The sequence below is a fragment of the Pseudomonas sp. 30_B genome (assembly GCF_017491605.1).
GTDB lineage: Bacteria > Pseudomonadota > Gammaproteobacteria > Pseudomonadales > Pseudomonadaceae > Pseudomonas.
Genome location: NZ_JAFGYY010000013.1, coordinates 163,168 through 182,597 on the forward strand (window position 1 = coordinate 163,168; position 19,430 = coordinate 182,597).

The following is a 19,430-nucleotide window of genomic DNA, read 5'->3' on the forward strand; positions in this document are numbered from 1 at the left end:
TGCAAGGAGCTTCACCGATGAAATTCCGCCGTACCCCCATCGCCCGTGCGCTCGTCGCCGCCAGCCTGCTGCTGGCCGGCAGCGCCCATGCCGAAGGCACCCTGCACTTTGCCAACTGGTCGGACTATTTCCCGCCGGAGCTTTTGAAGAAGTTCGAGAAGGACACCGGCATCCACGCCACCCTGGACTCCTACGACAGCAACGAAACCCTGCTGGCCAAGCTCAAGGCCGGCGGTGGCGCCTATGACGTCGTGGTGCCCTCGGACAGCTTCATCGAAATCTTCGTCAAGGAAGACCTGCTGCAGAAGCTCGACAAGGCGCAGCTGCCGAACCTGGCCAACCTGAAAGACAAGTTCAAGACCCTGAGCTACGACCCGGGCCACGACTACACCATCCCCTACCTGTGGGGCACCACCGGCTACAGCTACGACAGCGCCAAGGTGCCGGGCGGCAAACTGGAGGAAAGCTGGAAGCCCTTCTTCGAGCCGCCGGCCGAGCTGAAGGGCAAGGTGGTGGCGCTCAACTCCATTGAGGAGCTGTACGCCCCGGCGTCCTACTACCTGGGCATCAACGAATGCACCGAGGATCCGAAGGAAGCGGCGAAGATCCAGGAGCTGCTGCTCAAGCAGAAACCGATGCTGGCGATGTACAACAGCGATGGCACCATCGAGCGCATGGCCGCCGGTGAAGTCTCCATGCACCAGCAGTGGAACGGCGCCTTCCACCGCGCCCACGCCCAGCGTGCCAGCCTGGTCTACGTCTATCCGAAGGAAGGCATCCGCCTGTTCATCGACAACCTGGCCATTCCCAAGGACGCCACCAACATCAAGGAAGCCCACGTCTTCCTCAACTGGATGATGCAGCCGGAAAACATCGCCGCCGCCTCCAACTTCGCCAAGTACAACAACGCCATCGAAGGCTCGGACAAGTACATGGAGAAGGAGCTGTTCGACGACCCGGCGATCAACACCCCGGCCGACAAGCTGGACCGCCTGAAACCCTTCCAGCTGTGCTCGCCCAAGGCGCTGCAACTGCGCTCCAAGGTGTGGACCAAGCTGAAGAAATGATCCGGAAGGCACCCGGCGCGGCGGTGCGCGCCGGGTGACCCTGACAGTCATTTTGGCCATTTCGATCCCTTTTTGACCCTTTGCAGGGTTCTGCCCGGCCACCCCGGTTGCTAGAGTCGGGCCGCTCGCGCAGGGAGCGGCAGGAAAGGCGGCCAGCTCCGGCGTCACGATCAGTGGCGCGGGAATATCCCAAGGGAACGCGAGCGCGTTATCCACAAGAACAAATCCCCGAGAACGCCCATGACCAGCTTTTGCGTCACCCTGCAGCACAGCCCTTCATTCCTCGCGCGTCGTCATCGCTGCGGCTGAGCCGTAAGCCGACGACATCCGGACGGCCACCGAACGCCGCCCGCCCGCACTAGAACACAAGAATCGCGAGGAATCCCCCATGGCCAGCCAACACAGCGCCAGCACTGCACACACCAACAAGGGTGACACGGCCTCCGCCGATGCCCGCCTGAAACGCGTCCTGGGCCTGCCCGCCCTGGTCTTCTTCGGCCTGGTCTACATGGTCCCGCTGACCATGTTCACCACCTACGGCGTGGTCACCGAGATGACCGGCGGCCGTACCGCCACCGCCTACCTGATCACCCTGCTGGCGATGCTGTTCACCGCCGCCTCCTACAGCTTCATGGTGCGCAAGTACCCGATCTCGGGCTCGGCCTACTCCTACACCAGCCTGAGCTTCGGCCCGGCCGTCGGCTTCCTGTCCGGCTGGTCGCTGCTGCTCGATTACCTGTTCCTGCCGATGATCAACTACCTGCTCATCGGCCTGTTCATGAACATCGCCTTCCCGGAAATCCCGGCCTGGGTCTTCGTGGTCGCCTCCATCGCCCTGGTCACCGTGCTCAACGTGGTCGGCATCAGCCAGGTGGCCGGCATGAGCAACGTCATCGTCGGCGCGCAGCTGGTGTTCATCGTGGTGTTCGTGGTCATGTCGATCAAGAGCCTGGCCGGCGGCGCAGCGATAGACTTCAGCCTGCCCTTCGTCGGCGACGGCAGCCAACCCGGCTTCGCCCCGCTGATGGCCGGTGCGGCGGTGCTGTGCCTGTCGTTCCTGGGCTTCGACGCGGTCTCGACCATGGCCGAGGAAACCCGTGACGCCCGCCGCGACATCCCGCGCGCGATCATCATCACCACCGTGATCGCCGGCCTGATGTTCACCCTGCTGGCGGTGATCAGCCAGCTGGTGTTCCCCGGCAGCGTGTTCCAGAACGCCGACTCGGCGGCCAACGAGGTCATGCTCAAGGCCGGCGGGCAATTCCTGACCAACTTCTTCACCGCCGCCTACATCGCCGGCTGCATCGGCTCGGCGCTGGCCTCGCAGGCCTCGGTGTCGCGCATCCTGTTCACCATGGGCCGCGACGGCATCCTGCCGCGCAGCCTGTTCGGCGTCCTGCACGCACGCTTCCAGACGCCGGTGGTGGCGATCCTGGTGGTCTCGGCGATCTCCCTGCTCGCCGTGGTGCTGGACCTGACCACCCTGGCCTCGATGATCAGCTTCGGCGCCCTGGTGGCCTTCTCCGTGGTCAACCTGGCGGTGATCCGCACCTACCTGGGCGTCGAGCGCCGTCGCGGCGCGGCCAACCTGCTCAAGTACGGGCTGATCCCCTTCATCGGCCTGTGCCTGACCCTGTGGCTGTGGACCAGCCTGTCTCAGCTGACCCTGATCGTCGGCCTGAGCTGGTTCGCCGTCGGCTTCACCTATCTGGCGGTGCACACCGGCGGCTTCCGCCGCAAGGCACCGAGCGTGAACTTCGAGGAAAACGCCTGACCCTGTGTTCGACACGCCCCGGGCCCGGCCCCACGCGCGTCGAACGCAACCTGACAACCGGAACCAGCGGGCGCCGCCGGGCGCCATGAGGAGCGCGTGATGTTGACGATCTACACCGACGACCATCGCTTGCACCACGGTCAGCACGAGCTGATCGGCGGCCAGTTCACTCCCTGCTACGAGAAGCCCAGCCGCGCCGACATGGTGCTGGACCGGGTCAAGGCGGTGAAACTGGGTGACATCCAGGGCCCGCGCGACTTCGGCCTGGAGCCGATCCTGCGGGTGCATGACGAGGGCTTCGTGCGCTTCCTGCAACACGCCTGGCGCGACTGGCTGGCCACCGGCCGCACCCACGACATGCTGCCGATCGCCTGGCCCACCCGGCGTCTGCGGCAGAAGGAGCCGGACAGCATCGACGGGCGCCTGGGCTACTACTCCTTCGACGCCGGCGCACCGATCACCGCAGGCACCTGGCAGGCGATCACCAGCTCGGTGAACGTGGCCATGACCGGCCAGGCCGAACTGGCCAAGGGCGCGCGCTCGGTATTCTCTCTGTGCCGCCCGCCGGGACACCACGCCTCGGCGGACTTCATGGGCGGCTACTGCTTCCTCAACAACGCCGCCATCGCCGCCCAGTCGATCCTCGACCAGGGCGCCAGCCGGGTCGCCATCCTCGACGTGGACTATCACCACGGCAATGGCACCCAGGACATCTTCTACGACCGCGCCGACGTGCTGTTCACCTCGATCCATGGCGATCCGCGCTTCGAGTACCCCTACTTCCTCGGCTACGCCGACGAAAAGGGCCAGGGCGTGGGCGAAGGCTTCAACTTCAACTACCCGCTGGCCTCGGGCAGCGACTGGTCGGTGTGGAGCCTGGCGCTGCAGGCGGCGGTCCGGCAGATTTCCGCCTTTGCCCCGGACGTGCTGATCGTCTCGCTGGGCGTGGACACCTTCAAGGAAGACCCGATCTCCCAGTTCAAGCTGGACAGCCCGGACTACCTGCGCATGGGCGAAGCCATCGGCAGGCTCGGCCTGCCGACCCTGTTCGTCATGGAGGGCGGTTACGCGGTGGAGGAAATCGGCATCAATGCTGTGAACGTGCTGCAGGGCTTCGACAGTATCGGCTGATGCCTGCCCGTAGGGCGTATAACGCTCCGCGTTATACCGCCTGGCCTGGGTTACGCCACGCTCGATGCCGATCCTCGGCGTTGACCATAAGCCAGTTGAATCGGCGTACAACCGCGAACGGTTGTACGCCCTACGCAAAAACGAGAAAAGCCGCGCCGGGGATGAGGTTCCCGGCGCGGCTTTTTATTGGGGCAGGCTTATTGCAGGACTTCGACGCGATCCACGTCGATATCGGTGGCCTTCTGCTTGTGATGATCGACCTCACCCGTCAGACGCACCTTGGTGCTCTCGGAGACCGACGCGCCCGCCGGCCAGTCGTCGTGGTCGATCTCGACCTGAATACTGCCGGTGGCGTCCTTGAACTCGTAGTGCTCGCCACCGATACGCTTGGTGATCACGCCTTCCAGCACCACCGGGGTATCGTCGGCGGCGGACTGCGCCTGCTTGACCGTGGTGACCTGCGTAGCGGCGGCAGCGGGCTTGGCGTCGCTGCCCGGGCCGGTGTAACCGGCGGCCAGGGTGAGGGTGGAGAACAGGCCAGCGGCAGCGATCAGGGGGAGATGAGTCAGTTTCATGGATTGGCCTCCAGGGCGTTTTCGATGGGGTCAGCTTATTGCCGGTGGCTGAAACCAGCCTGAATCCGTGCTTAACCCAAACTTAAACGCCCCGGGCGCCACAGCCCCCCGACCTGTATCAGTCGGCCTTGGCCGGCACTGCTTCGCGCTTGAACACGTAGAACAGGTCGGGCTCGCTGACCATGTAGATAGTGCCCTGCTCGTCGATGGCCACACCCTCGGCGCGCGGAATCTTCCCGTGCAGGCCGTTGAGGCCGCCGAGCAGGCTGATGAAGCTCACTGGCTGGCCCTTCTCATTCAGTTCCAGCAGCAGGTGCGATTCCGCCGACAACACCAGGGCATGGCCGGTACGCGGATCGATGCTCAGCGCCGATACGTTGGTCATCAGCAGGTCACTGGCCAGCGGCTGCAGGGCGCCACTCACGCTCGGACCACCGTCGCTGGGCAGGCTGAACAGCGCCAGCGGGTCACGCTCCTGCCCGAGGACCAGGCGGTGCTGGCGCGGGTCCCAGGCGATGCCCTCGATGCCCTTGTTCTTCTTCCCGCGCGGGCCGAGATCGAAGCTGGCCAGTTTCTCGGTGCTCAGCTCACGGGTCAGCGGATCGACGTGGAAGATGGTCAGCGAGTTCTTGCGTTCGTCGGTCACGGCGATGTTGCCGTTCTCCAGCACCGCCACGCCCTCGGGGTTGGACATACCCAGCAGCGGAATCACCCGCAGCACGTCGCCGGTCAGGGACAGCTCGGCCAGCAGCGGCTTCTTGCCGGTCACGGTGAACAGGGTGCGGGTCACCGGGTTATAGGCCAGGTCCGAGGCCTCCTGGCCTTCGAGTCCGCCGGTCAATTGCTTGGCCTGGATTACGGCGCGGTAGCTGGGCAGCCAGACGCTCTCGGCACGCTCCTGCGCGCTGGTGTCCTGCTCACGCAACCAGAGACGGGCGCGGTCGTCCCAGTGGAAGCGCACGGTCAGCACGGCGAGCACGATCAGCAGGAGCAGCAGTGCCAGCAGCAGCCAGCGAGAACGAAGGACGGAGATGGTCATGGCGACTCTTGTGGGTGGTTTCGGACAAGGCGCCCCGCAACGAACGAAGGCCGCACAAACGGCGGCCTTCGGCGGGACAACGGTTAAAGCACGCGGCTTTCGAAGCGGCTGGCGCCGGGAAGTTCCAGCACCAATTCATTGCCGCTGGAAAGCGGCCCGACTCCGACTGGCGTGCCGGTGGAAACCACGTCGCCCGGCTGCAGCGAGAAGTGCCCGCAGATGTGCTGGATCAGCGGCACGATGGGGTTGAGCATGTCGCGGCTGTTGCCGTCCTGGCGGACTTCGCCGTCGATGGTGAGGCGGATGCCGATGTCGGTCGGGTCCGGGAAATGGTCGGCACTGACGAAGGGTGCCAGCACGAAGGCGCCATCGAAGGACTTGGCCAGCTCCCAGGGCAGGCCCTTTTCCTTCAGCTTGGCCTGCACGTCGCGCAAGGTCAGGTCCAGCGCCGGTGCGTAGCCGGAGATGGCGTCCAGCACTTCCTCGGTGCTCGGCTTGCGCGACAGCGGCTTGCCGATCAGCACGGCGATCTCGGCTTCGTAGTGCACCGCGCCGCGCTCCTCGGGAATGGCGAAGCCACCGGCCAGCGGCACGGTGCAGGAGCCGGGCTTGATGAACAGCAGCGGCTCGGTCGGCACCGGGTTGTTCAGCTCCTTGGCGTGCTCCGCGTAGTTGCGGCCGACGCACACCACCTTGCCCAGGGTGAAATGGATCGGGGTGCCGTCGATGTACTGATGCTGGTAACTCATGACCGACTCCTGAACGGGTGGAATTAGGGTTCGCCGGAGCCCATGCTCCCGCGCGGCGGCCCGCACCTGCTGGCGGCACCGTCATATTCCGTGACGCGAACATGCAAAGGGCCGGCCCCTCTATCCAAAGAGCCGGCCCTTCTGAATAAAGCGACTTACTCGGCGAAGATCTTGCCAGGGTTCATGATCCCGTTGGGATCGAACACCGCCTTGACCGCCTTCATATAGCCGATTTCAGCCTCGGAGCGAGAGTACCCCAGGTAATCGCGCTTGGTCATGCCCACGCCGTGCTCGGCGGAGATCGAGCCGTTGTACTTCTGCACGGTCTCGAACACCCACTTGTTGACGGTGGCGCACTTGCCGAAGAACTCGTCCTTGGTCAGGTTCTCGGGCTTGAGGATATTCAGGTGCAGGTTGCCGTCGCCGATGTGGCCGAACCACACGACTTCGAAGTCGGGGTAGTTGGCTTCGACGATGGCATCGATGTCCTTGAGGAAGGCCGGAACCTTGCTGACGGTCACCGAGATGTCGTTCTTGTACGGGGTCCAGTGGGAGATGGTCTCGGAGATGTACTCGCGCAGCTTCCACAGGTTCTGCAGCTGTTGCTCGCTCTGGCTCATCACGCCGTCGAGCACCCAACCCTGCTCTACACAATGTTCGAAAGTCGCCAGCGCCTCGTTGGCCACTTCCTCGGTGGTCGCCTCGAACTCCAGCAGGGCATAGAACGGGCAGTCGGTCTCGAAGGCCGGCGGCACGTCGCCACGGGCCATGACCTTGGCCAGGGCCTTGTCGGAGAAGAATTCGAAGGCAGTCAGGTCGAGCTTGCTCTGGAAGGCGTGCAGCACCGGCATGATCGAATCGAAGTCCGGGGTGCCCAGGACCATGGCGGTGAGGTTCTTCGGCTGGCGTTCCAGGCGCATGGAAGCCTCGACCACGAAGCCCAGGGTGCCCTCGGCGCCGATGAACAGCTGGCGCAGGTCGTAACCGGTGGCGTTCTTGATCAGGTCCTTGTTCAGCTCCAGCAGGTCGCCCTTGCCGGTGACGACCTTCAGGCCGGCCACCCAATTGCGGGTCATGCCATAGCGAATGACCTTGATCCCGCCGGCATTGGTGCCGATGTTGCCGCCAATCTGGCTGGAGCCGGAGGAGGCGAAGTCCACCGGGTAGTACAGGCCGTTTTCCTCGGCGAACAGCTGCAGCTGCTTGGTCACCACGCCAGGCTGGCACACCACGGTGCGGTCGAAGGCGTTGAAGTCGAGGATCTTGTTCATGTAGTCGAAGGCCACGACCACCTCGCCGTTGGCGGCGACGGCGGCGGCGGAGAGCCCGGTGCGGCCGCCCGAGGGGACCAGCGCGACCTTGTGCTCATTGGCCCAGCGAACGATGGCCTGGACCTGCTCGGTGCTCTTGGGGAAGGCGATGGCCAGCGGCGCCGGGGCGAAATGCTTGGTCCAGTCCTTGCCGTAGGTCTCGAGGGAATCGGCGTCAGTCAGCAGCTTGCCGGGCTCCAGCAGGGGCTTGAGCGATTCGATCAGGGCTTCGCGGGTCATGGGAGGAACTCTCAAAGGATTCATGGTCGTCCTGAGAACAGCTCAGGTCGCAACCGGGCAAGGAAAAGGGAGAACATGCTAGCATACGCACCCCAAGCAGATCGCCACTTGGCGCCGAGCTGCCTGGCACCGGCCGGTTCGGCCAGAGCTATTGGTTTTCTAGCCACTCTCCCGGGACTACAGGTTCAAAGCAGATGAGCAAGACTTCTCTCGACAAGAGCAAGATCAAATTCCTTCTCCTTGAAGGCGTACACCAGAACGCCGTGGACACCCTCAAGGCGGCCGGCTACACCAACATCGAGTACCTCAAGGGCGCGCTGTCCGGCGAGGAGCTGAAGGAAAAGATCGCCGATGTGCACTTCATCGGTATCCGCTCCCGCACCCAGCTCACCGAGGAAGTCTTCGATGCCGCCAAGAAGCTGATCGCTGTCGGCTGTTTCTGCATCGGCACCAACCAGGTCAACCTGGACGCCGCCCGCGAGCGCGGCATCGCGGTGTTCAACGCGCCCTACTCCAATACCCGTTCGGTGGCCGAGCTGGTGCTGGCCGAAGCCATCCTGCTGCTGCGCGGCATCCCGGAGAAGAATGCCTCCTGCCACCGCGGCGGCTGGATCAAGTCGGCGGCCAACTCGTTCGAGATCCGCGGCAAGAAGCTGGGCATCGTCGGCTACGGCTCCATCGGCACCCAGCTGTCGGTCCTGGCCGAGGCCCTGGGCATGCAGGTGTTCTTCTACGACACCGTGACCAAGCTGCCGCTGGGTAACGCCCAGCAGGTCGGCAACCTGCACGAGCTGCTCGGCATGTCCGACATCGTTTCGCTGCACGTGCCGGAGCTGCCGTCCACCCAGTGGATGATCGGCGAGAAGGAAATCCGCGCCATCAAGAAGGGCGGCATCCTGATCAACGCCGCGCGCGGCACCGTGGTCGAGCTGGACCACCTGGCCGAAGCGATCAAGGACGAGCACCTGATCGGCGCCGCCATCGACGTGTTCCCGGTCGAGCCCAAGTCCAACGACGAAGAGTTCGAAAGCCCGCTGCGTGGCCTGGACCGCGTGATCCTCACCCCGCACATCGGCGGCTCCACCGCCGAGGCCCAGGCCAACATCGGCCTGGAAGTGGCCGAGAAGCTGGTCAAGTACAGCGACAACGGTACCTCGGTATCGTCGGTCAACTTCCCGGAAGTGGCCCTGCCGTCGCACCCGGGCAAGCACCGCCTGCTGCACATCCACGCCAACATCCCGGGCGTGATGAGCGAAATCAACAAGGTGTTCGCCGACAACGGCATCAACATCTCCGGCCAGTACCTGCAGACCAACGACAAGGTCGGCTACGTGGTGATCGACGTCGACGCCGATTACTCCGACCTGGCGCTGGAGAAGCTGCAGCACGTTAACGGCACCATCCGCAGCCGCGTGCTGTTCTAAGCCAGAAGGCCTGCTGCGCGTCGGCGATGCGGCGTTGGAAATGATCGAGAAATGCTCATGCACTGCAGTGCACTCCGCTTCCTCGATCTTTTCCGCCTTGCCTCGCTCTAGCTCGCAAGGCCTCTGAGGCAGTCAGAAACAGCAGCAAAAGAAAAAGGAGGCCTTCGGGCCTCCTTTTTTGTTTCTGCAAGGCTCGGAATCCGACCTCGCGTAGGAGCGGACTCCGTCCGCGATTGGCATCCGGCGCGATGCGAACCTATCGCGGACGAAGTCCGCTCCTACAGGTGTTTCACGTCACTTCACGTTGACGGTGATCTGCTGCGACTCCACCGGCGGGTCCAGCGGCACGTGATTCTTGTCGCCCACCAGTAGTTGCAGGGTGTGCTTGCCCGGCGGCAGGGTCAGTTCGGTTTCGGTCTGGCCCTTGCCGAAGTGCTTGATGGTGTCGTTCATCGGCAGCGGCAGGTTCATCGCCGGCTGCTCCTTCAGGTCGATCAGCAGGTGGTGGTGGCCGGTGGCCGGCGAGTCCACGCCGGCGGGCGCAACGCCCATGCCCTTGAGGCCGAACTTCACGGTGAAGGTCTTGCCGACGGTGGCACCGTCGGCCGGCTCGATGAAGTACACCTTGGCGCCTTCCGGGGCCGGGGTGCGCGGCATGTCGGCAGCAATCGCGGAAGACGCGGCGAGCAGCGCAGCGAGACCGAGGCAAGGCAGCATGGTTCTCATGGGATTCTCCTTCTTCATGGGATTCGGGGAACGCGCGCCCTGCAATGGCAACCGTTCACCCGCATGGAACCCACAAGCATAGGCGGCTCCCCCGTGGGCTCAAGAAAAAGAGTGCGTCTTCAAATGTCCGCGAGCGCTCTATCCTCCGGCTTCCAGGCCGGCCAGGCAGACCGCGGCGGCGTCCAGCTCTTCCTCGCTGAATACCAGCACCCCCATGCGCTTGAGCGCGGCGGCAGTAACGCCCTCGCCGGCGACCTTCCGCCCGCTGAAGCTGCCGTCGTAGTTCTCGCGGTAGCCGCAGGACGGGCTGCGCGCCTTCAGCACAGCCAGGCGGATATCGTGATGCCGCACCAGCTTCACCGCCGCGTCGGCCCCCAGCAGGAACGCCTGGCTGACATCCTCCCCATCCACCGTGACAACGGGCTTCACGCGTTCCAGCACGGCCATGCCCTGGCCACCGGGAATCTCCGCCGGCGCGCGCGGCGTTGGCAGGCCGCCGGCCACTTCCGGGCACAGCGGCACCACGCGCCCCTGGGCCAGCCAGCGCGCCAGCAGGTCGAACGGGCCATGGGCACCACCATCGTAGCGAACGCGATGTCCGAGCAGGCAACGGCTGACGAGAACCTTCTGCATGGGCCAATCACTCCAAATCGAATGCCACAGACTAGTCGCTCGATTTCATCGGGTCACGCGGGGTAACACGACATTCATCGGCGATCCGTTTCGAGGGATTTCGAGCCCGCCAAAAGTCGGGACGCGCACGCTGCTACCGACCGTCGGCCCGTCGATGTAGCACAACCTTTGGCGGGAAACGTCGTCCGGCACTGGCCGGGCTGGCGGCGGCTGACCAGACTGACGCACCGGCCAAATCCCTCGGAGCCCTGACCATGTCCCGCCTGTTCGCCCTGTCCGCAGCCACCGCGGCGCTTCTCCACCTGTCGGTCAGCCAGGCCGCCCTCGAAGCCCTCGACAACGAGAGTCTCGGTACGGTCACCGGACAGGACGGCATCAGCATCCGCGCCGACGTGCTGGCCCACATCGGCAGCGCCGCCTGGAACGATGACGGCGGCAGCGTCTCGCTGCGCAACGTCTCCATCGACAACGGCTGCGTGAAGGCCGGCGACTGCCCCAATGGCCGCGGCGGCAGCCTGCCCTACGGCGCCGCGCAACTGGGGCTGAGCCTGCCGATCTTCGGCATCGAGCAGCCAACCCTGCAGGTGGACGTGATGCGCAATGCCAGCGGCAAACAGCAGCTCGCCCTGACGTTGCCGGACCTCACCAGCATCAACCAGCAGCTCAATGCCAGCGGCCTGCCGGCACAGACCATCCGCCTGCGGGTGATCGGCGATCTCTATGTCGGCAACGGGCGCCTGGGCACACTGGAAATCCGCGACATCCAGGACATCAGCGGGACCCTGAAGGTCTGGGGACACTGAGCCGGACGGCTCAGAAGGACGAATCACCGCGCCGGCGGAACCAGCCGGTCAAGGACAGCCGCTCGTGGCTGGCCGGCAGCACTTCGTGGGGGAACTCGCCGGAGAGGAACAGCACCAGCCGACCGCCGATCGGCGCCAGGTCCAGCGTCTGTTCGTCGGGCAGGTACATGCGCAACGCGCCACCCTGCTCTTCCCGCCAGTCGGCATTGAGATAGAACACCGCCGAGAGGGTACGGCGATCGTCGTCGCGGAAGCGGTCCAGGTGCTTCTGGTAGAACGCCCCCGGCGGGTAGAGGGCGAAATGCCCCTCGAAGTCTTCCAGACCGAGGTAGAGCGAGCGGTTGATCAGCTGGCGCAGCGCGTCCAGCGCGCCCAGATAGAGATCACAGGCCTCGGACTGGCCCGGCTCTATCCACTGGATACGGTCGCCGCGGATGCCTTCGCGCACCGCCTGCCCTTCACCCCGGCCGATGGCGGCGGCGGCCAGCTTGCCGGCTGCATCGCGGGCACGACATTCCGTCGCCAGCCGGGCGATCAGGGCATCGGGAAGGAAGGCGTCCTGTTGCGACCAGCCCTTGTCGGCGAGGTCGTCAACGATGCGTTGCAGGAGGGGGCCTTGCATGGAGGGAAAAGGGGCGTCGAAATCCATGACGCATTGTAACGTCCGACGCCAGTGGCTCGACAAGCGGGGCAAGCCTTGCCGACAATAGCCACCGGCGAGCGAACCCTGCCGCCCAAAAGGAGTTGCAATGCGCGTACTGCTGGCCCTCACTCTTCTGGTACTGGGCATGCCTGCCCTGGCTGACAATTACCAGCGCCTCTACCAGGCCGCCGGCTGGCCCGAGCAGCGCGCGCACTTCAATGATGCCCTGCATGCCGCGCAGAAGCGCTATCAGGGCAACCTGCCGCCGGCGCTCTACCAGGCCCTGGTGGACAACAGCAACCGCCGCTTCGCCGCCGCCGACATCGACCAGCGCGCCCTCTCCAGCCTGCGCCAGAACCTGCCGGACAGCACGCCGGCGCTGACCTTCTTCGAGTCCCCCCTGGGCCACAAGGTCGCTACCGCCGAGACCTTCGCCACCCGCAGCGACCAGTTGCTCAAGTACGCCAACGGCCTGCCGCGCCAACAGGCCAGCGACGCCCGGCGCCACCTGGTACAACGACTGGGCAAGGTGTTGCCGGCCCGCGAAGCCGGGGCGGAGGTAAGCCTGGCGCTGGCCAGCGTCGCTGCCGACAGCCTCAGCCAGATGCTCCCCGGCCTGCTCGGCGGCGGACAGGCCCAGGGCATGCTCGACGGCCAGCGGCAGAAGCTGATGGGACAGATCGGCGCCGACCTGGATAACACCCTGCTCTACGTCTATCGCGGGCTGGACGATACCGAGCTGAGCCAGTTCGCCGCATTCAGCGAGTCCCCGGCCGGGCGCGACTACTATCGCGCCGCCCTGGCCGCTCTGCGCGCCGGATTGTCGGCTTCCGACGACGGTCAGTGATCGGATTTTACCTACCGCGTTTGGAGACCACTCCGAGGAACGCCCCACTTAGAATCACTTCCGTCGTAGCGGGGGTGGCGCCTGAGGAAGATGGTGCAGGGAGTGAGGGACACACCCCCACTCGCTCCAGATTCCACCCTTATCCCAGTCTCTCGCTGAGAAACTCGAAGTAGCGCTGACGCAAGGTCTCGCTCTCGTTCGCCAGATGGTGCCGCGCGCCGGTGAGCAGCAGGCACTCGATCTTCTCGAACTTCTCCTCCAGCACTCTCAGGTTGTACTGCCAGTCCACCGTCTCATCGGCGTCGCCCTGCACCACCAGCAGGCTTTGCGCGCCCGGCGGGGCAGCCTCGATGCGCGGAATCCAGCGCGCCAGCGCGCCTACCCAGGCGGTCGGCAGGGTGCGCGGCTGCAGCGGATCGCGATCGCGCAGGAACGTCAGGAAATCCGGATCGGTCGAGTTTTCGGTAAAGCGCCGCGGAATCGAATCCACGAAAGGCCGCAGCACCTGGTAGCTCAATTTCGACCAGCCCCAGGCACGCGGGCGCACCAGCGGCGCCAGCAGGATGGTTCGTCCCAGCTCCGGCCGCATCCCGCCGCTCAGCAGATAGTCCAGCAGGATCGCCCCGCCGGTACTCTGCCCGCACAGGTGCCACGGTTGCGGCAGGCCCAGAGCCTGGGCCTGGCCGAGCAGGCCGGCCAGCACCGTCTGGTACTCGGAGAAGTCGCCGATGCTCGCCGCCTTGCCTTCGGACAGGCCGTGCCCCGGCAGGTCGCAGGCCAGCACCGCAAAGCCCAAGCCCACCGCCCAGTCGATCACATGGCGGTACAGGCCCATGTGGTCGTAATAGCCATGCATCAGCAGCAGGGTGCCGCGCGCCAGCGCCGGCCGCCAGAGCTGCACGGCGATGCGATAGCCGCCCGCCTCGAAGGTGCCCAGGCGGCTTTGCAGGCCGGGATAACGCCCGGCCAGGTCGAGACCGTAGAAGCGCTGGTACAACGCGATGCCGCCCTCCATCGTCGCTGCGGTCAGTGGTCGCAGGAGCGGACGCAGCAGATCGGGCTGGAAGGCTTCAGGCATGGGCGATTCGCTTATCGACAGAAAATGAAAGGAGAGCGCGGCGCGCTGCTGGGATATTCAGCCGCGGGCGCCATCATGGCAAGCTTGGCGGCTACTTACCGGCCGCCGTCTTTCGAGAAATGCCATGTCCACCCGCCGCAAAACGCTCATCGGCTGGCTGATCGCCGCCCTCTGCCTCGCCGGCCTGCTCAGCACCTACGGGTGGTACGAGAAGCGCTACATCCGGCCGTTCAGCCATCAGCCGCAGCTGTTCTCCGGCGATCACCTGATGCTGCCGGCGCAGTTGGCCGGCCCCGGGCACATCCGCCTGGTGCATTTCTGGGACCCGGCCTGCCCGTGCAATGTCGGCAACCAGCAGCACCTTGCCGAACTGATCGCGCGCTTCGCGCCGCAAGGCGTGGACTTCTATGCCGTGCAGAAGGCCGGTAGCCACGGACAGCTGCCCGATACCCTGAAGTCCATGCGCACGTTGCCGACCCTGCCCGGCGCAGAACAACTGCCCGCCACGCCAGCCGTGGCGATCTGGGACGCCCAGGGCAATCTCGCCTACGTCGGCCCCTACAGCGAAGGCGCCGTGTGCACCTCCAGCAACAGCTTCATCGAACCGATCCTCGAAGCCCTGGTACAGGGCCGCCGCGTACAGGCGACCCATACCCTGGCGGTCGGCTGCTATTGCCCCTGGAGCGGCGCCACGCAGAAGTAGTGATGCAACACCTTAAATGCCGGCCAAACCATGGCTACACTTAGGCGCCGGCCCATGAAGGGCCGTTCGCTATCAAGGAGTTCACATGCGTCTTCATCCCGCCCTCGCCCTGTGCGCCGCTCTCGTCCTGCCCCTGGCCGCCCACGCGGACGACACCCCCAGCAGCAGCCAGGTCATGGAGCAGCACAAGCAGGCCATCAACAACCGGATCGCCGACATCGACTACAAGCGCAAGCGCCTGGTCGAAGCCAACATGAAGCTCACCCCGGAGGAAGGCGAGAAGTTCTGGCCGGTCTACAACACCTATCGCGCCGAAGCCGACAAGCTGAGCAAGAAGACGCTGGCGATCATCATCGACTACGCCGGCGCCTATAACACCGGCGCGGTCAGCAACGACGAAGCCACCAAGCTGCAGAAGCAGGTTCTGGACCTCCAGGACGACAAGCAGGACCTGAAGGAGAAGTACGTCAAGCGCATTGCCAAGGAAGTCTCGGCCACCCGCGCCCTGCGCTTCCTGCAGATCGAAGACCAGCTCGACGCCATGGCCCTGCTCGAAGTGACCCGCGAGATTCCGCTGGCCGACTGATCAGGCTCAGAACCTGTTTACGATCTCGCACGCTGGCGCAGAACAAGGCGCAACGACCAACGGGAGTAACAGCCGCAGGCTGGCCCGAAGGGTGAGCGCCAGCGAATCAAACAGGCGAGGACGCGGAGAGTAAATAAGCAGTTCGAGCCTGTTTTTAACGCAGTTATGCCGACGCGCAGCAGATCGTAAACAGGTCCTCAGGACTCGGCACCGCCCCCGCGTAATTGCTGCCGGTAACGCTCCGGCGGCGCCGAGTACCAGCGCCGAAAGGCCCGGTAGAAGGGCGACAGCTCGGCGAAACCGCAGGCGCGCGCCACCTCGCGGATCGCCATGCCCTGATCCAGCATCTGCGCGGCACGCTGCCGCCGCACCTCCTCCCGCACATCCCTGAAGGTCTGCGCCCTGGCCGCCAGGCTGCGCTGCAGCAGGCCCGGACGTACGCCCAGTTCGGCCGCGCAACTGCGCAGTGAGCACTCCTCCGCCCCCAGCCGCACGCCGATCAGATAGCGCAGGCGGTTGAGCAGGTCATTCTCGTCGAAGGTCCCCAACTGCTCGCGGGCATGCGCACTGAGCACACGGTGCAGATCCGGGTTGGCCGTGCGCGACGGGCGCGACAGCAGCGCGCGATCGAACAGCAGCGCGTCATGGGACTGGTCGAATCGGGGCGTCAGTCCATACAGCCGCCGGTGCTCGGCGAGGCGACGCGGCGGCGCGTGGCGGAACTCGATGGCGTTGACGCGGAACTCGCCATCGGTGATCAGCGCCAGCAGCTTGAGGAACAGCAGCATCAGGCATTCCATCTGCTGGCGCAGGCTCGGCACGCCCAGATAGTTGAGGTCGAGGATCAACCGCATCTGTTCACCCTCCTCGTGCATCTGCGCGGCAAAGCCGCCGGAGAGTATGTGCTGGAAGCGCAGGAAGCTCGCCAGGGCCTCGCGCAGGTCGGCGCTGGCCATCAGCAGGTAGCCGACCACGTCCAGCAGGCGCGGCTTCATCACTTCGCCCAGGTGCAGGCCGATATCGCAGTCGCCGGTGATCTCGTCCAGCGTGCTCCAGAACAGCGGCGCGTCGTCATGCACCAGGCGTCCGCTCTGCGCTGGCGCCGGCAGGCGGACCTTCTGCAGGGCCTGGCGATAGATGTCGGTGGGATCGAAGCCCAGGTCAGCGAGCGATTCATACAACAGTCGCCGCAGTGTGGCGGACTGGGTGAGCGCGGGGGTCGCCGGGAAATTCAGCTCGGGGGTGGACATGGGCTCTTGGTGTTCGATCAAGGAAATTTGACCAAAGAATTCCAGCCACGAGACATTCGGTCAATGAACGGCAACGGCCTTCCTTTGCAGAATCCGTGCATAACAACAAGGAGTTGCCGCATGAAACGCACTTTGACTGTCCTCGCCGTCGTCGTGGCCGCCGCCGCTGCGGGCACCGGCTGGTACCTGCACGGCAAGCAGCCGCAGCGCGACGGACAGCTGCCCCTGGCCGGCCTGCACAGCGAGGTCACGGTTCGCTACGACGAGCGCGGCGTGCCGCACATTAAGGCCGGCAGCGAGGACGACCTGTACCGGGCCATCGGCTACGTCCACGCCCAGGACCGCCTGTTCCAGATGGAGATGCTGCGGCGCCTGTCGCGCGGCGAGCTGGCCGAGGTGCTGGGGCCCAAGCTGGTGGACACCGACCGCCTGTTCCGCAGCCTGCGCATCCGCGACAAGGCCGCCGACTACGTGGCGCGCCAGGACAAGAACTCCCCGGCCTGGAAGGCGCTGGAGGCCTACCTGGATGGCGTCAACCAGTTCCAGGACAGCCACCCGCGCCCGCTGGAGTTCGACATCCTCGGCATCCCCAAGCGCCCCTTCACCCCGGAAGACACCGTCAGCGTTGCCGGTTACATGGCCTACAGCTTCGCCGCTGCCTTCCGTACCGAGCCGGTACTCACCTATGTGCGCGACGAGCTGGGCGCGGACTACCTGAAGGTCTTCGACCTCGACTGGCACCCCGAGGGCGTACTGAGTCCGAAACCGCTGGCCGCCGCAGACTGGCAGGACCTCAACGCCATCGCGCGGATCAGTCACGCTGCACTGGAGGAAGCCGGCCTGCCGCAGTTCGAGGGCAGCAACGCCTGGGCCGTCTCCGGTAGCCGCACGAAGAGCGGCAAGCCGCTGCTGGCGGGCGATCCGCACATCCGCTTCGCGGTGCCGGCGGTGTGGTACGAGATCCAGACCAGCGCTCCGGGCTTCGAGCTCTACGGGCACTACCAGGCGCTCAACCCCTTCGCCTCGCTCGGGCACAACGAGCAGTTCGGCTGGAGCCTGACCATGTTCCAGAACGATGACGTCGACCTGGTCGCGGAAAAGGTCAACCCGGACAACCCCAACCAGGTCTGGTACCGGGGCCAATGGGTCGACCTGAAAAGCGAGGAGCAGAGCATCGCGGTCAAGGGCCAGGCGCCAGTGAAGATCACCCTGCGCAGCTCGCCCCACGGCCCGCTGGTCAACGATGCCCTCGGCACGGCCGCCGGCAAGACGCCGATCGCGATGTGGTGGGCCTTCCTCGAAACCCGGAACCCGATCCTCGACGCCTTCTATCAGCTCGACCGCGCTAACACCCTGGACAAGGCCCGCGCCGCGGCCTCGAAAATCCACTCGCCGGGCCTCAATGTGATCTGGGCCAACGCCCGCGGCGACATCGGCTGGTGGGCCTCGGCGCAACTGCCGGTGCGCCCGGACGGGGTGGTGCCCTACTTCCTGCTCGACGGCAGTACGGGCCAGGCCGACAAGAACGGCTTCTACCCCTTCAGCGAAAACCCGCAGGAAGAAAACCCGGCGCGCGGCTACATCGTCTCCGCCAACTTCCAGCCGGTCCCGGCCAATGGCCGTCCGATTCCCGGCTACTACAACCTGCCCGATCGCGGCCAGCGCCTGAACGAGCGCCTGGCCGATACGTCGGTGAAATGGGACCTGCAGAACAGCCAGGCGCTGCAACTGGACACCGCCACCGGCTACGGACCACGCGTCCTCAAGCCGTTGCTGCCGCTGCTGCGCGAGGCGGCTTCGACCGCCGAGGAGAAGGCCCTGGTGGAGCAACTGGCTGCCTGGCAGGGCGATCATCCGGTCGACTCGGTCACCGCCACCCTGTTCAACCAGTTGCTGTACCAGATCGCCGATGGCGCGATGCGCGACGAGATGGGCGACGCCTTCTTCGACAACCTGCTGTCGACCCGCGTGCTGGACGTCGCCCTGCCACGCCTGGCCGCCGATGACGGCTCGCCCTGGTGGGACAACCGCAAGACGCCGGAAAAGGAAACCCGCGCCGATATCGTCAAGGCCGCCTGGAAGGCCAGCCTGGAACACCTGCGTACGACGCTGGGCCAGGATTCGGCGCAATGGCAATGGGGCAAGGCGCACACCCTGACCCACGGCCACCCGCTGGGCATGCAGAAGCCGCTGGACAAGATCTTCAACGTCGGGCCCTTCGCCGCGCCGGGTGGACACGAAACGCCGAACAACCTGTCGCACCGAGTGGGACCTGCGCCCTGGCAGGTGGTATACGGCCCGTCGACCCGCCGTCTGATCGACTTCGCCGATCCCGCCCACAGCCTGGGCATCAACCCGGTCGGCCAGAGCGGCGTCCCCTTCGACGAGCATTACGACGACCAGGCCCAGGCCTACATCGAAGGCCAATACTTGCCCCAGCACTACGAAGAAGCCGAAGTGAAGGCCAACACCCAGGGCCTGCTCAGGCTGGTACCGGCCAGGCGCTGAAGTACCGCTAAAACAAAACCCCGCGAAAGCGGGGTTTTGTTTTGGAGCTTGAAGAGAGTGCTGCGGGAGATGCCGAAGCTCCCTGGCGCGTTATTTCCCCTAGGGATAACTCTCGGGGTGTTGTATTGGGCGCCCTCTCCCGCACGTGTGCCAATGGTTCACTGGAAGTTGCCGTTGACGCTGCCGACCCTGGTTCGGGGGGAGGCCGGCAGACGACACCGAACGAGTTAAATATTAGTTGCCCATTTCACCTGAGAAGGGCCTTGTACTTACAGATTTTTCCGATAAACCGAGGAATTCCAGACACTTCGGAATAACGCGGGCACAAAAGACACGGGCCACCC

The 19,430-nt window shown here is 65.2% G+C and carries 18 protein-coding genes; 9 read left to right on the forward strand and 9 right to left on the reverse strand.

Annotation, left to right across the window (positions count from 1 at the left end; genetic code table 11):
- The first annotated feature begins 17 nt into the window (after positions 1-17).
- From J5M67_RS16340 to J5M67_RS16350, 3 genes are all read left to right on the forward strand, one after another.
- The gene (locus tag J5M67_RS16340; RefSeq protein WP_207886388.1) at positions 18-1,067 is read left to right on the forward strand and encodes an extracellular solute-binding protein; all 1,050 of its coding nucleotides are present in this window, start codon (positions 18-20) and stop codon (positions 1,065-1,067) included.
- 388 nt (positions 1,068-1,455) lie between these two features.
- Entirely contained in the window at positions 1,456-2,841 is a 1,386-nt protein-coding gene (locus J5M67_RS16345; protein WP_207886389.1) for an APC family permease, read from the forward strand.
- A 99-nt stretch (positions 2,842-2,940) separates the two neighbouring features.
- On the forward strand, positions 2,941-3,972 hold the full coding sequence (locus J5M67_RS16350; protein ID WP_207886390.1) for a histone deacetylase family protein: 1,032 nt from the start codon (positions 2,941-2,943) through the stop codon (positions 3,970-3,972).
- Between the two features lie 197 nt (positions 3,973-4,169).
- On the opposite strand, the gene J5M67_RS16355 is transcribed toward J5M67_RS16350, so the two are convergent.
- The 4 genes from J5M67_RS16355 to J5M67_RS16370 all read right to left on the reverse strand — a co-directional run bounded on the left by J5M67_RS16355 (position 4,170) and on the right by J5M67_RS16370 (position 7,885).
- Positions 4,170-4,547 carry a NirD/YgiW/YdeI family stress tolerance protein gene (locus J5M67_RS16355; protein WP_207886391.1) on the reverse strand — a complete coding sequence of 126 codons (378 nt, stop codon included), beginning with the start codon at positions 4,545-4,547 and terminating at the stop codon, positions 4,170-4,172.
- 118 nt (positions 4,548-4,665) lie between these two features.
- On the reverse strand, positions 4,666-5,586 hold the full coding sequence (locus tag J5M67_RS16360) for an SdiA-regulated domain-containing protein (RefSeq protein ID WP_207886392.1): 921 nt from the start codon (positions 5,584-5,586) through the stop codon (positions 4,666-4,668).
- Between the two features lie 83 nt (positions 5,587-5,669).
- On the reverse strand, positions 5,670-6,335 hold the full coding sequence (locus J5M67_RS16365) for a fumarylacetoacetate hydrolase family protein (protein WP_207886393.1): 666 nt from the start codon (positions 6,333-6,335) through the stop codon (positions 5,670-5,672).
- Between the two features lie 155 nt (positions 6,336-6,490).
- On the reverse strand, positions 6,491-7,885 hold the full coding sequence (locus tag J5M67_RS16370) for an FAD-binding oxidoreductase (RefSeq protein ID WP_207886394.1): 1,395 nt from the start codon (positions 7,883-7,885) through the stop codon (positions 6,491-6,493).
- Between the two features lie 194 nt (positions 7,886-8,079).
- On the opposite strand from J5M67_RS16370, the gene serA reads away from it, so the two are divergent.
- On the forward strand, positions 8,080-9,309 hold the full coding sequence (gene serA / locus J5M67_RS16375; protein WP_207886395.1) for a phosphoglycerate dehydrogenase: 1,230 nt from the start codon (positions 8,080-8,082) through the stop codon (positions 9,307-9,309).
- 294 nt (positions 9,310-9,603) lie between these two features.
- Here serA and J5M67_RS16380 read toward each other — a convergent pair whose 3' ends face one another.
- Positions 9,604-10,035: a DUF4399 domain-containing protein gene (locus J5M67_RS16380; RefSeq protein ID WP_207886396.1), complete on the reverse strand. Its 432-nt coding sequence runs from the start codon at positions 10,033-10,035 to the stop codon at positions 9,604-9,606.
- A gap of 138 nt (positions 10,036-10,173) precedes the next feature.
- Positions 10,174-10,668, reverse strand: coding sequence for a DUF523 domain-containing protein (locus tag J5M67_RS16385; protein WP_207886397.1), 495 nt, complete (start codon positions 10,666-10,668; stop codon positions 10,174-10,176).
- Between the two features lie 254 nt (positions 10,669-10,922).
- On the opposite strand from J5M67_RS16385, the gene J5M67_RS16390 reads away from it, so the two are divergent.
- Positions 10,923-11,471, forward strand: a complete 549-nt coding sequence (locus J5M67_RS16390; protein ID WP_207886398.1) for a DUF6160 family protein — start codon at positions 10,923-10,925, stop codon at positions 11,469-11,471.
- 10 nt (positions 11,472-11,481) lie between these two features.
- Here the strand turns inward: J5M67_RS16390 and J5M67_RS16395 are convergent, their stop codons facing one another.
- On the reverse strand, positions 11,482-12,120 hold the full coding sequence (locus J5M67_RS16395) for a 2OG-Fe(II) oxygenase (protein ID WP_207886399.1): 639 nt from the start codon (positions 12,118-12,120) through the stop codon (positions 11,482-11,484).
- Positions 12,121-12,220: 100 nt separating this feature from the next.
- Here J5M67_RS16395 and J5M67_RS16400 point away from each other — a divergent pair, with 100 nt between their 5' ends.
- On the forward strand, positions 12,221-12,961 hold the full coding sequence (locus J5M67_RS16400; protein ID WP_207886400.1) for a hypothetical protein: 741 nt from the start codon (positions 12,221-12,223) through the stop codon (positions 12,959-12,961).
- 139 nt (positions 12,962-13,100) lie between these two features.
- On the opposite strand, the gene J5M67_RS16405 is transcribed toward J5M67_RS16400, so the two are convergent.
- Positions 13,101-14,039 (reverse strand): alpha/beta hydrolase, encoded by a 939-nt coding sequence (locus J5M67_RS16405; RefSeq protein ID WP_207886401.1) that lies wholly within the window; start codon positions 14,037-14,039, stop codon positions 13,101-13,103.
- A gap of 124 nt (positions 14,040-14,163) precedes the next feature.
- Here J5M67_RS16405 and J5M67_RS16410 point away from each other — a divergent pair, with 124 nt between their 5' ends.
- Together J5M67_RS16410 and J5M67_RS16415 are read left to right on the forward strand one after the other, a co-directional pair.
- Positions 14,164-14,742, forward strand: coding sequence for a DUF6436 domain-containing protein (locus J5M67_RS16410; RefSeq protein ID WP_207886402.1), 579 nt, complete (start codon positions 14,164-14,166; stop codon positions 14,740-14,742).
- 85 nt (positions 14,743-14,827) lie between these two features.
- The gene (locus tag J5M67_RS16415; protein ID WP_207886403.1) at positions 14,828-15,328 is read left to right on the forward strand and encodes a transcriptional regulator; all 501 of its coding nucleotides are present in this window, start codon (positions 14,828-14,830) and stop codon (positions 15,326-15,328) included.
- Between the two features lie 197 nt (positions 15,329-15,525).
- Here the strand turns inward: J5M67_RS16415 and J5M67_RS16420 are convergent, their stop codons facing one another.
- Positions 15,526-16,578, reverse strand: a complete 1,053-nt coding sequence (locus J5M67_RS16420; protein WP_207886404.1) for an AraC family transcriptional regulator — start codon at positions 16,576-16,578, stop codon at positions 15,526-15,528.
- A gap of 120 nt (positions 16,579-16,698) precedes the next feature.
- Here J5M67_RS16420 and J5M67_RS16425 point away from each other — a divergent pair, with 120 nt between their 5' ends.
- Positions 16,699-19,086 (forward strand): penicillin acylase family protein, encoded by a 2,388-nt coding sequence (locus J5M67_RS16425; protein WP_207886405.1) that lies wholly within the window; start codon positions 16,699-16,701, stop codon positions 19,084-19,086.
- Positions 19,087-19,430: the final 344 nt, after the last annotated feature.

What these genes read in the sequence shown, in the direction of transcription:
- J5M67_RS16405 (WP_207886401.1), bottom strand. Translation starts at nt 14,039, where the DNA reads ATGCCTGAAGCCTTCCAGCCCGATCTGCTGCGTCCGCTCCTGCGACCA.
- J5M67_RS16410 (WP_207886402.1), top strand. Translation starts at nt 14,164, where the DNA reads ATGTCCACCCGCCGCAAAACGCTCATCGGCTGGCTGATCGCCGCCCTC.
- J5M67_RS16350 (WP_207886390.1), top strand. Translation starts at nt 2,941, where the DNA reads ATGTTGACGATCTACACCGACGACCATCGCTTGCACCACGGTCAGCAC.
- J5M67_RS16425 (WP_207886405.1), top strand. Translation starts at nt 16,699, where the DNA reads ATGAAACGCACTTTGACTGTCCTCGCCGTCGTCGTGGCCGCCGCCGCT.
- J5M67_RS16340 (WP_207886388.1), top strand. Translation starts at nt 18, where the DNA reads ATGAAATTCCGCCGTACCCCCATCGCCCGTGCGCTCGTCGCCGCCAGC.
- J5M67_RS16395 (WP_207886399.1), bottom strand. Translation starts at nt 12,120, where the DNA reads ATGGATTTCGACGCCCCTTTTCCCTCCATGCAAGGCCCCCTCCTGCAA.
- J5M67_RS16345 (WP_207886389.1), top strand. Translation starts at nt 1,456, where the DNA reads ATGGCCAGCCAACACAGCGCCAGCACTGCACACACCAACAAGGGTGAC.
- J5M67_RS16400 (WP_207886400.1), top strand. Translation starts at nt 12,221, where the DNA reads ATGCGCGTACTGCTGGCCCTCACTCTTCTGGTACTGGGCATGCCTGCC.
- J5M67_RS16360 (WP_207886392.1), bottom strand. Translation starts at nt 5,586, where the DNA reads ATGACCATCTCCGTCCTTCGTTCTCGCTGGCTGCTGCTGGCACTGCTG.
- J5M67_RS16415 (WP_207886403.1), top strand. Translation starts at nt 14,828, where the DNA reads ATGCGTCTTCATCCCGCCCTCGCCCTGTGCGCCGCTCTCGTCCTGCCC.
- J5M67_RS16420 (WP_207886404.1), bottom strand. Translation starts at nt 16,578, where the DNA reads ATGTCCACCCCCGAGCTGAATTTCCCGGCGACCCCCGCGCTCACCCAG.
- J5M67_RS16385 (WP_207886397.1), bottom strand. Translation starts at nt 10,668, where the DNA reads ATGCAGAAGGTTCTCGTCAGCCGTTGCCTGCTCGGACATCGCGTTCGC.
- J5M67_RS16370 (WP_207886394.1), bottom strand. Translation starts at nt 7,885, where the DNA reads ATGACCCGCGAAGCCCTGATCGAATCGCTCAAGCCCCTGCTGGAGCCC.
- serA (WP_207886395.1), top strand. Translation starts at nt 8,080, where the DNA reads ATGAGCAAGACTTCTCTCGACAAGAGCAAGATCAAATTCCTTCTCCTT.
- J5M67_RS16355 (WP_207886391.1), bottom strand. Translation starts at nt 4,547, where the DNA reads ATGAAACTGACTCATCTCCCCCTGATCGCTGCCGCTGGCCTGTTCTCC.
- J5M67_RS16390 (WP_207886398.1), top strand. Translation starts at nt 10,923, where the DNA reads ATGTCCCGCCTGTTCGCCCTGTCCGCAGCCACCGCGGCGCTTCTCCAC.
- J5M67_RS16380 (WP_207886396.1), bottom strand. Translation starts at nt 10,035, where the DNA reads ATGAGAACCATGCTGCCTTGCCTCGGTCTCGCTGCGCTGCTCGCCGCG.
- J5M67_RS16365 (WP_207886393.1), bottom strand. Translation starts at nt 6,335, where the DNA reads ATGAGTTACCAGCATCAGTACATCGACGGCACCCCGATCCATTTCACC.